This window comes from Leeuwenhoekiella sp. CH_XMU1409-2 (genome assembly GCF_037029365.1).
Taxonomy (GTDB): domain Bacteria; phylum Bacteroidota; class Bacteroidia; order Flavobacteriales; family Flavobacteriaceae; genus Leeuwenhoekiella; species Leeuwenhoekiella blandensis.
This window is the reverse complement of sequence record NZ_JAYMEI010000015.1, coordinates 59,820-73,840: the sequence shown is the minus strand read 5'-3', so window position 1 is coordinate 73,840 and position 14,021 is coordinate 59,820. Positions and strand designations below refer to the sequence as shown.

General features: G+C 39.1%; 12 protein-coding genes. All 12 read right to left on the bottom strand.

Annotated features, from left to right (window positions below; translation table 11 throughout):
• Positions 1–62: 62 nt before the first annotated feature.
• A complete protein-coding gene (locus WA338_RS15060; protein ID WP_336093987.1) occupies positions 63–1,346 on the bottom strand; it encodes a glycosyltransferase family 4 protein in 1,284 nt (427 codons plus the stop codon).
• A complete protein-coding gene (locus WA338_RS15055) occupies positions 1,346–2,395 on the bottom strand; it encodes a polysaccharide pyruvyl transferase family protein (protein WP_336093985.1) in 1,050 nt (349 codons plus the stop codon). The genes WA338_RS15060 and WA338_RS15055 overlap by 1 nt, the downstream gene beginning before the upstream one ends.
• Positions 2,396–2,399: 4 nt before the next feature.
• Positions 2,400–3,677, bottom strand: coding sequence for a lipopolysaccharide biosynthesis protein (locus WA338_RS15050; protein WP_336094041.1), 1,278 nt, complete (start codon positions 3,675–3,677; stop codon positions 2,400–2,402).
• A gap of 370 nt (positions 3,678–4,047) precedes the next feature.
• Complete coding sequence (locus WA338_RS15045) at positions 4,048–5,166, bottom strand: GDP-L-fucose synthase family protein (RefSeq protein WP_336093983.1); 1,119 nt, start codon at positions 5,164–5,166, stop codon at positions 4,048–4,050.
• Between the two features lie 36 nt (positions 5,167–5,202).
• Positions 5,203–5,595 (bottom strand): GxxExxY protein, encoded by a 393-nt coding sequence (locus tag WA338_RS15040; RefSeq protein WP_336093981.1) that lies wholly within the window; start codon positions 5,593–5,595, stop codon positions 5,203–5,205.
• A 55-nt stretch (positions 5,596–5,650) separates the two neighbouring features.
• On the bottom strand, positions 5,651–6,763 hold the full coding sequence (gmd, locus tag WA338_RS15035) for a GDP-mannose 4,6-dehydratase (protein ID WP_336093979.1): 1,113 nt from the start codon (positions 6,761–6,763) through the stop codon (positions 5,651–5,653).
• A gap of 50 nt (positions 6,764–6,813) precedes the next feature.
• Positions 6,814–7,839, bottom strand: coding sequence for a dTDP-glucose 4,6-dehydratase (rfbB, locus tag WA338_RS15030; RefSeq protein WP_336093977.1), 1,026 nt, complete (start codon positions 7,837–7,839; stop codon positions 6,814–6,816).
• Between the two features lies 1 nt (position 7,840).
• A complete protein-coding gene (rfbD, locus tag WA338_RS15025) occupies positions 7,841–8,701 on the bottom strand; it encodes a dTDP-4-dehydrorhamnose reductase (protein ID WP_336093975.1) in 861 nt (286 codons plus the stop codon).
• A complete protein-coding gene (gene rfbC, locus WA338_RS15020) occupies positions 8,698–9,273 on the bottom strand; it encodes a dTDP-4-dehydrorhamnose 3,5-epimerase (protein ID WP_336093973.1) in 576 nt (191 codons plus the stop codon). Before rfbC ends, rfbD begins: the two co-directional genes overlap by 4 nt.
• Positions 9,270–10,154, bottom strand: a complete 885-nt coding sequence (gene rfbA / locus WA338_RS15015; RefSeq protein ID WP_336093971.1) for a glucose-1-phosphate thymidylyltransferase RfbA — start codon at positions 10,152–10,154, stop codon at positions 9,270–9,272. Before rfbA ends, rfbC begins: the two co-directional genes overlap by 4 nt.
• 497 nt (positions 10,155–10,651) lie before the next feature.
• Positions 10,652–12,046: a nucleotide sugar dehydrogenase gene (locus WA338_RS15010; RefSeq protein ID WP_336093969.1), complete on the bottom strand. Its 1,395-nt coding sequence runs from the start codon at positions 12,044–12,046 to the stop codon at positions 10,652–10,654.
• 176 nt (positions 12,047–12,222) lie between these two features.
• Positions 12,223–13,611 (bottom strand): capsule assembly Wzi family protein, encoded by a 1,389-nt coding sequence (locus WA338_RS15005; protein ID WP_336093967.1) that lies wholly within the window; start codon positions 13,609–13,611, stop codon positions 12,223–12,225.
• Positions 13,612–14,021 lie beyond the last annotated feature (410 nt).

The window sequence follows — 14,021 nt, the reverse complement described above, 5'->3', positions numbered from 1 at the left end:
TAAAAAATTAATATTTTGACTGAACTACTAATTTTACGCCTCGCTTTAAGCCTATAAAAAATTTAGGAATCTAAAATAGAGTCAGTCAATATATAATTATAAATTTCTAATAAGCCCTCTCTTATCTTCTTTCTATCATGTCTAATTTCAGCCTGGTTTTTTCCTTCCTTACTCATTTTAATATTTTTATCTGGATTACACTTATACTCTGTAATCTTAGAAGCTAACTGGTAAATATCATTAGCTGGTACTAAAATACCAGAAAAATTATTTGTAATAATGGACGATATACCACCCACATCAAAAGCTATTATTGGAATCCCCAAAATTTGCGCCTCGCAAACACTATTGGGACTATTATCAATATAAGAGGGATGTACAAATAAGGATGAACTTAGTAGAATTGATTTTAACTCATTCTTCCCTTTTTTTCCGAGAAAAAATAAATTATTATTTTTAGCTTTTATTTTTAGTTTTTTCTCAAAAAAGCGCAGAATATCCTGATCTTCACTAATTCCTAATACTTTCCATTCAAAGTCAATCTTTACTTCATTTTTTAATAATTCAGCTGTTCTTAATAAGATATCAATACCTTTATACACGGTAGGAGATATTGTGGAAACTAAAGTAAGTTTTTGCGGATTATTAGGTAAAGAATTTTCGTCGAAATTGTAAAAATCAGTTCTCAGCACCTCATTTAGATGAAAATATTTAGCTTGAGGAGCTAATAGAGATACTAATTGATTATCCCAATTAGTCCTCCCCATCAGATATTTTGCATTACGATAATAAATTTTCTCCCTACAACCTTGCCTTTTAAATTTTTTTAAGTAAAAAGGAGGGCTTGTCCCGAAAATATTTTTCAGAAAAAATATTTTACTAAAAAGAAAATCATATTTGTTAACATTCGGTGGATAAAAGGCTTGAATATATGGGTTTATTACCCCTTGAATATGAATAACAACAGGAACAGAAACAGATTCTTGTATCTGAGCAAAAACCCCCTCCGTACCAAATATTTGAATCACGTCAGGTTTAAAATCTTCTACAACTTCTATAAATTTTGACAAATAAATTTTTGAATTTTCTAACTCACCTTTCCAATTCTTAAAGATAGTATGAAAAGGTTTTTGCCGAAAAGTATTTCTTTTTATAGGGTAATAAATTGTGTTGTCCTTTCCAACCCTCCTGCCAGAATCTTGATTGTGAAAAAAACATATACCCAAATCAATTTCATCACTTTCACTTAATAAAGTTTCTAAAGATTCGATCCATCCACCACCATTATAATGATGTTTACCCTGATCATATAGGGATGCTGTATTACTAAACCATAATACTCTCATTATTTATTAGATAATATACTTTGCTTCCATTTATTGATATTGTCGTTTGGCAATTGAATATCAGTAGTATACTCTTTCTTAATAAAATCTTCACAATCATCAACATTTTCACGCTTTATAACATTAAGATTTACATCTCTACCTATTTCAATTGCTCTATTATCAACTGCCAAAATTAAGGTCCTAACATTTTTCTGAAGAGCACGAACTCCTGCGTGCAGTCTAGTACCTATGTAATCGATATTTGGTTTTTGTAAAATAAGATTATAAGCCTCTATATTAGGGGGTATTAATTCAATATTTGTAAACCCTGAATCTATTTCATTATAGTAATGTACGTCAGCCATTCCTTGAATCCATAAGTAGACCTTTTCATAATTCTTAGAAAGAATTTCTAACATTCTATAGTCTAATTCAGAGTTTTTATGATAAAATGTCAATGTGGTAACAACTACGTTACCTTTATTTATTGGAACAAGCTTACATTTATCTGGAGTTAACCTCCAGAGAGTAGGGCAAGTTGTGTTTATAACATTATCAATACCTATACTCTGTAATTTATCAACAGTATACTGATCCCTAGCTGAATGTAAAACTTGTTTATTAAATACAGATTTGTAAAGGTTTTCTGTATAAGTATTTATGTCACTTTGATATTGCCACCATCCGCAACCCATTAAAACAGTCTTATTATTCAAAAATTTCTTGTGCCCATTATGAATTTTCCATTGATGTCTTTCTTCCATATTTGAAGAAAGTAGATTCGTACCGGAAATAAAAAGCAAATCTTTTTCTCTCATAAAAGCTTTTGAGTCAAATGCGGTATGAATTTGCGTTGGAAAATCAGTAAAAAGACCATCAGGATATAAATCTCTAAGCTCTTTATAAACACTATCGTAAATTATTAAATCTCCCAAATTCGATGTCCCTATTGAAGGATTAAGAATTCCTATATCAGGAAAAGGTTTTTCTAAATTATTATTTACCCCCTTAAGATGTGCCCTTAAGAAACTTTTAGTGTAATTTTTTAAAAATATAATATTTTTCATAAAGTTATTTATTCCAAATCCCTTCGGCATTATTATTAATTATTTTATGGTATTGAAGCGGTCTCAATATTACCGAATAGCTTAAACTAAAACAAGTTGCTAAAATTACTCCAGTTGATCCCCAACCGAGATATTTTCCTAAATAGATACTTAATGGAATATTTATAGCCATGGAAATTAAGGAAGTAATTAGTTGAACTTTTATTTTCCCAACTCCATTAATAAAATTCACGTAAATCATATTAAATGTTAGCAATAGTACAAATAATGCCATAGCCAAAGATAATTTTAATGGTACGTGTATATTATCTCCTATCCAAAATTCATAAAACCAATCAGCAGTACAAACCATACCAGTAAGTACAAAAGGAACAAGTAACCATATTTTTTGAATATTCTTAACTGATTTTTTGATCCAATTAAAATCCTTCTGTGAATAAGCTTCTGTAAAAGATGACCAATAAGGGGCAATTATAATTGTATAAATCATAGTTATAATTGAAAAGTATTTAAAAGCGACATTATAAGGCACTACTTCTTCTGGTCCAAAAAGCTTACTAATTATAAAATTATCGGTTGAAAATAATATCATAGCGGCTATTTGTACAATAAAAAATCTAAACCCTAGCCCTGTTATTTCTTTCAAATATTTCTTTTTCCAAAGAGATAATTTTGGCTTAAAAGCTTTAAAAGTTGTCCTAAAAGCGAAAATATTAAGCCCTGCTAAAATTATTACTGGCAATGCTGAAAAAGCAACTCCAAAAACAAGTAAAGAACTTTTATCCATTTTAGTTAAAAGCCAAATTGCAAATAAAGATAATGCCTGTCCAAAAAATTGAACTTTTACCTGAATCGAATGATTTTGATCAGCTTGATATATACTTGTAATTAAACTAACAATAAGCCTAAGTGCGAAAAAACTGAAAACAATGGGTAATAAAATCGTTAGCTCATTTTGTAAATCCGATTTTGCATTAAAAATTTGTGCCCAGTTTATAAATTGATTTACAATAGTAAAAATAATTACAATAATTAAGCTAATAATACCAATCGTGTAATAAGCTGTGCTTACAAATGCCTTAGCATCTTTAAAGTTTCCAAGCGCTTTGGCCTCCGCAAATTTATTTCTAAGTCCATTACCTAAGCCTATATCAAAAAAAGAAAACCAACCAATAAAAGAACTTATAGTTAACCAGACACCGTAATTCTCGGTATTTAGATAACTTATTGTCAGAGGAACTATAAGGAAACTTGCTAAAATACTTCCCATTTTGTAAAACATAGACCACCCAATGTGATTAGCTATATTTTTAGTTCGGTAACTAGTTATACCAAAACTCCTGTACAATTTAAAAATCTGATCTCTAAAAATCATAAATTTTTCCGTATTAAACACGTTAGACAAAAATAAATAATAGAAAAATTTATTTTTCCAAATAGTGTCAAAAACATTAAAATAGGTCTGTTACTATACATTAATACTTCTTCTTAAACTTTCTCTTCTTATGTATAATTAACTAACTATTGTGTGGTATTGGATTAAGACAAATTTATTAAATTTTAAAACCTTTTAACAATTAAAGAGCCAATTAAAGAGCCAATTAAAGAGCCAATTAAACTTTTTTATTTCATAGTATAATGGCAAACATAATTTAAGCTTTATACCAACTATAAATTTTTTCAACTCCATTTTCTAGTGTTACATCAAACTTCCAACCCAATGCTTTCAATTTTGAGACGTCCGTCAGTTTCTTCATCGTTCCATCCGGCTTATCAGCATTAAAATAAAGCTCTCCTTTAAAACCAACGGTTTCTTTAACAAGATGTGCCAAATCATAAATTGATACATCTTCTCCGGTACCGATGTTGATATGGGTGTTTCGCACTTCCCTTTTATTAGGGTTTAGCTCCTCGACTGCGCTCGGGGTGACATCAGCAAAATCGCGGTTTTCCATAATAAAGACACAGGCATCGGCCATATCCTGACTCCATAAAAATTCGCGCATGGGTTTGCCTGAACCCCAGATTTCTACGGCCCCCACCCGGCCTTCCCCAATGGGAGAGGAGAAGGTTACTCCATATTTTTTAAGAATATCTAGAATTACTTCTTCCGTGGCATTGCCATCCACGCCTTCAATCGGCAGCTTATTCAGATCAGCTCTTAGTGTTTTCCAATCGTTTTGTTCCAAGGCTTTACCCAGATGCATTTTGCGTATGAGCGCAGGTAAGACATGGGACTTCTCCAGATCAAAATTATCGTTAGGCCCATACAGATTGGTGGGCATAACCGAGATAAAATTAGTCCCGTACTGCAGGTTATAACTCTCGCACATCTTGATCCCGGCAATCTTTGCAATGGCATAAGGCTCATTAGTGTACTCTAAAGTATCGGTCAACAGATAGTCCTCCTTCATCGGCTGCGGACAGTTTTTGGGGTAAATACAGGTACTACCTAAAAACAATAATTTTTGCACCCCATGTACATAGGCCTGATGGATCACATTATTCTGAATCATCAGGTTCTCATAAATAAAATCAGCCCGATAGGTATTATTTGCTACAATTCCTCCTACTTTAGCTGCAGCGAGAAACACATAATCCGGTTGCTCGCTTTCAAAGAAACTAGCTACCGCCTGTGCATCCCGTAAGTCCAGTTCACTACTCGTTCGAAATATCAGATTGGTATAGCCTTTAGCTTCCAAATTTTTAACAATCGCTGAACCTACCAGGCCACGATGGCCCGCAACATATATTTTTGAATTATTTTCCATAGTATAATTTCGCGGATTTACCCGGATTATCGCGGATTAGTCACGCATGCTGTTTGTGTTGATAAAACGTTTCCACCTTAGGCCTTTCGCTCCAAAGTTGACTAACAACCCCAATTCCATACGGGTCGCTTTCAGGTAATTTATAGTTTGAGCAATCATCGATTCAGTAAGTATAGCAGTAGCTTTTAGTTCAAGCACGATATGCTCAAAGCATACAAAGTCGGCTACAAAAAATTTATTCAGTTTCTGATCCTCATAAAACACCTCTATCTTATGTTTAGTCAAAAATGGAATGTTTCGATTAACCAATTCACGCGCCAGTGCTTCCTGATAAACCGATTCCAGAAATCCGTTTCCTAATGATTTATGAACCTGCATACAAGCACCTATAATCGCGTAACTCTCTTCTTCATAAATCAACTTCCCCATAGTACCCAATCAATAAATCCGCGTAATTCGTATTTTCTATCCGTGTAATTCGTGTTTACTCAAAATAATTTAAAATACGGTACCCGCCATCCTTCAAGTACTGATCTTTTTTCATCAGTTTGAGATCACTTTGCATCATATCGTTTACCAGGTCTTTAAGATCATACTCCGGTACCCAGCCCAGTTTCTCTTTGGCTTTTGTAGCATCTCCTATCAATAAATCTACTTCGGTAGGTCTAAAATACTTAGGATCTACTGCCAGTACTTCTTTCCCGATTTCCAGTTGATAATCTGGGTTGCTGCATGACTTCACATAGCCTTTCTCATCCACACCTTCACCTTTAAACTCCAGTTCAATCCCTGCGTGACCAAAGGCCATACGCACAAAATCCCGAACTGGTGTAGTTGTATTGGTTGCAATTACCCAATCTTCCGCTTCATCTGCCTGTAGAATCATCCACATCATCCGCACATAATCTTTGGCGTGACCCCAGTCCCTCTTTGCATCCAGATTCCCTAAATAGATTTTATCCTGAAGTCCTAAAGCGATACGCGATGCCGCACGGGTAATTTTACGGGTTACAAAAGTTTCTCCACGAATCGGCGATTCATGATTAAATAAAATTCCGTTACACGCATACATGCCATAGGCCTCTCTATAGTTTACCGTGATCCAATAGGCATACATCTTAGCCACCGCATAAGGCGAACGTGGATAGAACGGCGTAGTTTCCGTTTGTGGAACTTCTTGCACTTTCCCATAGAGTTCTGAGGTAGAAGCTTGATAAATACGGGTTTTATCCCCCAAGCCTAAAAGTCGTACCGCATCCAGAATACGCAAGGTACCCAATCCGTCTGCATTTCCTGTATATTCAGGAACTTCAAAAGAGACCTGCACATGACTCATCGCGGCGAGATTGTAAATCTCATCGGGTTGTATTTCTTGAATTAGACGGATAAGATTCGTACTGTCTGTCATATCTCCATAGTGTAGAATAAAATTTCTATTTTCTACATGTGGATCTTGATACAAATGATCGATACGATCGGTATTGAATAAAGAGGCCCGTCTCTTGAGACCATGTACCTGATATCCTTTTTTTAATAAAAATTCGCTTAGATAAGCGCCGTCTTGTCCGGTCACCCCGGTGATTAATGCTACTTTCATAATTGCTAGATAACTAAGTTGATCAGCGTATAAAACTGCTGTGATTTATGTTAATTGTCGTCAAATATATTTAAATAATACTGAACCGTCTTTAATATTCCGGTTTCAAAAGTTTCCTGAGCCTTCCACCTCAGTTGGTTTTCAATTTTGGATGCATCAATAGCATATCTGCGATCGTGCCCGGCACGATCGGCCACATAATGGATCTGCTCCACATAACTCCCCGATGCTTTAGGCTGCATAGCATCCAGTAATTCACAAATACGTTGGGCAATTGCGATATTGGGATACTCGTTACGACCTCCAATATTATAAATTTCACCTGCAATCCCCTTATGGTATACCAACGCAATGCCTTTACAATGGTCTAAAACATACAACCAATCCCGGATGTTTTTGCCGTCTCCATAGATAGGTATTGCTTCTCCTGCTAAGGCTTTACGGATGATGGTGGGAATCAGCTTTTCTTCATGCTGCTTTGGGCCGTAATTATTCGAGCAATTGGTGATTACCGTATTCAACCCATAAGTGTGGTGATAGCTCCGCACCAACATATCTGAAGAAGCCTTGCTGGCGCTGTAAGGGGAATTAGGCGCATACGGGGTTTCTTCTGTAAATAAACCCGTAGGACCTAAGCTGCCATATACTTCATCTGTGGAAATGTGATGAAAGCGTGCATTTTTAAACGCTGCTTTATACGCAAAAGGAGCTTCCATCCAGTAGGTATAAGCAACATCCAAAAGCGTAAAGGTTCCGGTCACGTTGGTTTCTATAAAAACCCCGGGGTTTTTAATGCTATTATCTACGTGAGATTCAGCGGCAAAATGGATCACCCCGGTAAATCGGTATTTTTCAAACAGCTTCTCTACTAAGGCACGATCACAAATGTTTCCATGCACAAAGGTATATCTAGGATGCTGCGCTACTTCGTTTAGATTAGCTAAACTTCCTGCATAGGTCAACGCATCCAAATTAACGATATGCACCTCGGGGTATTCTTCCAGATAATACGGGATAAAATTAGACCCGATAAATCCGGCACCCCCTGTGATCAATAGCGTATCGTTTTGTTTCATTCTAGCTTGCAGGCTTAAGTTGCTTTATACAGGTTTCCAGACTTGACCTCCAATACGGGATAGGAACTCCAAATTCTTTCTTTAATGCATGTGTATCCAATACCGAGTAGGAAGGACGCTTTGCTTGTGTGGGGTAGGCTGAAGCAGGTATCGGCCGAACATCACAGGACAAGCCGGCCAGCCTCATAATTTCTATCGCAAAATCATACCAGGAGCACATCCCTTCATTGGTATAATGCAAAATCCTAGTCGTAGTTGATCGAAAACCCAATGCATACTTCAGTATAAAATCGGCCAGATCTCCTGCATAGGTAGGACTACCCACTTGATCGTCCACTACATTTAATTGTTCTTTCTCTTGCCCCAATCGCAACATGGTTTTTACAAAATTTTCTCCAAAGGAGGAGTATAACCAGGAGGTACGAATTATGGCACAATCAGGCACTTCAAGAGCCAGCAAGGCTTCCTCTCCCTCTCGCTTGGATGCCCCATAGGCATTTACAGGATTACAAACAGCGTCGGTTTGATAGGGTTGACAAGCTTCCCCGTCAAAAACATAATCGGTTGAAATGTGTATCAGTCGTATCCCATGTTTTTTACAGAGCGCTCCCAAAGTCTTTACCGCCGTTCCGTTTATGGCAAAGGCCTTTTCTTTATGTATTTCTGCGGCGTCTACAGCGGTATAGGCCGCACAGTTGATCACTGTTGTAATCTGCTCTTCTACCAATAGCCTTTCTAAAGCAGTACTATCGGTGAGGTCTAAGGCTTTTTTGGACTTTAAAAGAAACACTACTTCTTCAGGCTTACGCAAAGCAAGTTCGCGTCCCAATTGTCCCTGAGCTCCTGTGATCAAAACCCTCAAAGGCTATATAATTTAGAAGATGCTTCAAAATGATTTGCCTGCTCAAAAGATGGAAGCAAACGGTCTTTTTCGGAGGTAAGCACCGCTTCGGCAGGCAACTGCCAGTCGATATTGAGCTGCTCATCCTTATAAAAGATTCCGGCTTCGTGCTCCGGAGCATAATACTGATCGCATTTATAGGCAATAACAGCTTTTTCTGAAAGTACTGCAAAGCCGTGGGCAAATCCGCGCGGCACGAGCAACTGATGTTTGTTTTCTGCTGAAAGCACAACAGACACGTGCTTCCCAAAGCTAGGGGAATCCCTTCTTACATCTACCGCTACATCTAAAATCTTCCCATGCAGTACGCGTACCAATTTGGTCTGAGCAAAAGGCGGAAGTTGAAAATGCAGTCCACGTACGACCCCATAGGTTGACATCGACTGGTTATCCTGACAAAAGTTGATCGTAAAGCCTAAAAAGGCATCCAATTGATCCTGTCTGAATGTTTCTGTAAAATACCCCCGTGCATCCTCAAACACTTTAGGCTTACATAAAATCACATCGGGTATACTACATCGCTCGTAGATCACACTAAAGGTTTTTCTGCTTTACGGATCAAATATTGACCGTATTCATTTTTATTAAGGGGTGCTGCCAGTTCTAATAGTTGCGCTCTGGAGATATACCCGTTATCAAAAGCGATCTCTTCGATACACGCCACCTTTAAGCCCTGACGTTTCTCAATAGTATGTATAAAATTGGAAGCTTCAAGCATAGATTCGTGAGTCCCCGTATCTAACCAGGCATAACCTCTGCCCAAAAGCGCCACCTGAAGTCGGTTTTCCTTTCTGTACATTTCATTCAAGGTGGTGATCTCTAATTCTCCACGTGCACTGGGTTTAACCTGCAAAGCGTTCTTCACCACATCATTGGGATAAAAGTAAAGCCCGGTCACCGCATAATTACTCTTGGGCACTTTAGGTTTTTCTTCGATACTCAAAACCGTTCCGGAACTGTCAAAATCAACCACCCCATAGCGTTGTGGGTCGTTTACATAGTATCCAAATACCGTAGCTTCCTGTGTGGTCTCTACCCGGGTTACGGCACGCTTCAGTTCTTCTGTAAAGCCATGACCATAAAAAATATTATCTCCTAAAACCATACACACCGAATCTTGACCGATAAAGTCTGCACCGAGTATAAAGGCCTGTGCGAGGCCATCAGGACTGGGCTGCACTTGATAATCAAGATACAAACCTAAGCAAGAACCATCACCCAAAAGGCGCTTAAACTGCGGAAGATCTTCAGGGGTAGAAATGATCAAAATCTCACGAATCCCGGCCAACATCAATACCGATAAGGGGTAATAGATCATTGGCTTATCATACACATTCAACAGCTGTTTGGATACTGCTTTGGTTACAGGATACAAACGGGTACCTGTTCCTCCTGCCAGGATGATGCCTTTCATTAAAACAGTACTGTTTTTATCATTTAAAAATTTCTTGTCAGTTCGAGCGCAGTCGAGAACTCTAAGTAATAAAAATCCTGATTAAACTAAAACCGTTACTCTAAAAAACTTCTCGATACAAATTAAGCTCCATTAACACTCCGCCTAATTCACTCGAAGTGACAAGCCTGTCAGTTGGAGCATGTCACACTGAGCTTGTCGAAGTGCAGTCTAGAACTTTATTCCCTATCGACTAAAAGCTAAAGACTAAACGCTTTCGAAGTGACAATCTGTGTCAGTTCGAGTGATGTTGGAGCGCCTTAGCGCGAGAACATCGTATCGAGAACCCTACCCCGAATCATAAATTAAACAGCCTTACTCCTAAGACTTCTCGATACAAATTAAGCTCCGTTAACACTCCGCTCAATTCACTCGAAGTGACAAACTACGTTTTTTAGAAAAAGTTTATAGAATTCATCTCCCTTCTCCCTTTGGGAGAAGGGTCGGGGATGAGGGCTCTAACTCCCTATAGCATAGAATTCAAAACCTATCGCCGTCAAGGCCTCTTTATCCAGCAAGCGTCGCCCGTCAAATAAGAAGGCTGGTTTTAACATGCTTTCATAGATCGCTTCCCAGTCTAGGGCTTTAAATGCATCCCATTCGGTCATCACCGCAACCGCATGAGCAGCTTCGCAAGCCTTCTGCGCTGAATTCACAACGCTGATCAACTTACGGTTTTCTGCTTCTGAACGCGTACCCAGATAATCCAGATCAGCCAGGATTTGTTCCTGAGTCACTTTAGGATCATACACCACGATCTCGGCTTGCTCATTCAGCAAATAATCGGCCACATAAATGGCTGCCGACTCGCGGGTATCGTTGGTATCCTTTTTAAAGGCCCAACCTAAGAGCGCGATTTTCTTTCCGGAAACCGTATTGAATAAAGTCTTGACGATCTTGGCAGCAAAACGGCGTTTTTGATGATCGTTCATGAGGATCACCTGCTCCCAGTAATCAGCCACTTCATTCAAACCAAACGATTTGGCGATATACACCAAATTCAGGATATCTTTTTGAAAACAAGAGCCTCCAAAACCTACAGAAGCTTTTAAGAATTTAGGACCTATGCGGCTATCCATCCCAATAGCTTTGGCTACCTCCTGCACATCAGCTTCCGTCACTTCACAAAGTTCAGACATCGCATTGATGCTGGAAACCCGCTGTGCTAAAAAGGCATTGGCGGTCAATTTAGACAGCTCAGAAGACCACACATTAGTAGTCAAAATATTATCATCAGAAACCCAATGCCCATATACATCCACCAAGGCCTGAATCGCTTCGCGACCGGCTTCGGTATCTAGATCTCCTCCTATAAGTACGCGATCAGGTTTATGCAAGTCGGTTACCGCGGTACCTTCTGCTAAAAACTCAGGGTTTGACAGAATCTGAAAGTTTACCCCATTTCCGGTATTGTCTAAAATACGCTTTAAGGCCTCTGCTGTGCGTACGGGCAAGGTCGACTTCTCGACAATGATCTTATCATTCTTAGCTACGCGCGCGATCTGCCGTGCGCACAACTCAATATACTTCAAATCCGCAGCCATGCCTTTACCCATTCCGTAGGTTTTGGTGGGCGTATTTACTGAAATGAAAATCATATCGGCTGCATCGATCGCAGCATCTACATCCGTTGAAAAAAACAGGTTACGGCCTCGGGCTTCTGCCACTACTTCAGAAAGTCCCGGTTCATAAATGGGAATCTTTTCTACATCCGGGTCGTTCCAGGCCGCAATACGTTTTTCATTGATATCGACCACCGTCACATTAATTTCCGGTGATTTCTGGGCGATGATCGCCATGGTAGGTCCGCCCACATAGCCGGCACCAATACAACAGATGTTTTTCACTTTCATAAAGAGTATTCTTAATTTCATTCCCTTGAAGAAGGGAATCTTTCACTTTTAAACTTTATTTCCATTCCCTTGAAAAAGGGAATCTTTTACTTCGATCTTTATTTTTCTATTCCCTTGAAAAAGGGAATCTTTCACTTTTAAACTTTATTTTCTATTCCCTTGGAGAAGGGAATCTCTCACATTTTAAACCGATACGTATACCCCAACCCTACACCCAGCGTATTTTGGGTACGATCGCTCCAATCTACCCCTAGGGTTCCGGTAAACCTTCCAAAAGAAGTGCTATACCCCAGTTCGCCATAACTATATAGCGCGTGCTCCCGGGGTTGATAAGGAGTATTGTAAGTCCCCAAATTGGTTACATAGCTTAACTTTCCACGATACTGAAACTTACCCAAGCTCCCTGTAGCGCCCAAATGCACTACATAACTGCGGTCATTTACATTACTTTGGCCATACCCCCCGGGTATGATAAACGGTAAGCCAATGATGCGATTCTGATAGTTCCATCCGGTTTGATAAATCCCGTTCCAAAAGTAGCTATCTCCACCACTCAAACTACCACCATTGCTATCATCTCCATAACGCCCACTTTGGGAAACGGTTTGTACATATTCCAAGTCAATAGCATCCAACCAAGAGATTCCTTCGGGTTCTAAATAAGCCCCCCACACCCCATCAGGAAAGTTACTGAGTTCGATCCCCGAGGTGTCTTCAAAAATGCTTTGATGATAGAGTCTCAAATAAAAATCAGCTCGCGTCATCTCATAGGCGAGTTCATACGAACCTAACCCATTCCCTAGGCTGTTGATCTGATCCCCCACAAAAGCACCTGAATCTCCAGAGCCTCCTTGCCCAAAAAAGATATTGATCAGGTTTTTAAAGTCAGCAGGCTGCTTTCCATACCTCGGCGATGTACCCCCAAACTGCACATAATGCTTCATACTTCCACTTAGTCGATCTCCGGGAGAAAAGACTAAGGCCAATTCTAAACTTTTATGATGCACCTGTGCGTTAGACACGTAGCGGTCTTCTTCCAGAAAATAATGTCCAAAAGTAGCCGAAGCCTCAAACCACTTAAAGATCTTTAGCGGCTTTAGCATTTGGATATACACTCCCGGTAGGGCTCTTGCATTATTGCTCCACATGATATCCCCGTCTACACTCGAAATCCCACGCAACTTACGATCCCGGTGTTTTAAACCGGCATTGATCTCCAACCAGTCCCAGGTATAGGTTGCGTACAGTTCATCGGCTTTAACACCGTCATATATGCCATCATTTGCCAACAATCCACCACCTATTTCGAGGCGATTGTTTTCGTTAAATTCAGTAACAAAAGAAGCTTGTGCCAAGGCCAGAACCCCGGTTTGTGCATCCAACCTACCGTATTGATTGCTATACATCCAAAATGGGTTTTCATTACCCGTAGCTGCAAGTCCCCGCCCGGTAAGTGTAAAATTAAAGCCTTCTTGCTCCTCCTGCTGCGCTTGCCCCTGCATTGAAGCAGAACCCAGTATAAGCAGTAAAACCCAAACCAATTGATATATTCTAATACTATACACTATTTAAATCGTTATGATTCTTATTAATTCTCAATTGTGTTCGAAAAGACAAGCTATGTCAGTTCGAGTGATGCTGGAGCGCCCTAGCGCGAGAACATCGTATCGAGAACTCTTTGCAATACAGATCCCGATTAAACCAAAACTACTACTCCAAAACGCTTCTCGATACAAATACCACAACCTTAGCAGGTTTCGGCATTCACTCGAAGTGACAACCCGTGTCAGTTGGAACGTGTCACACTGAGCTTGTCGAAGTGCATCCCGAAAACTTTCGGGAGAGAACCTTACTCCCTATCAACTACAAGCTAAAGACTAAACGCTTTCGAACGGACAACCTCTGTCAGTTCGAGTGATGCTGGAGCGCCTTAACGCGAGAGCATAGTATCGAGAACTCTTTATAATACAGATCT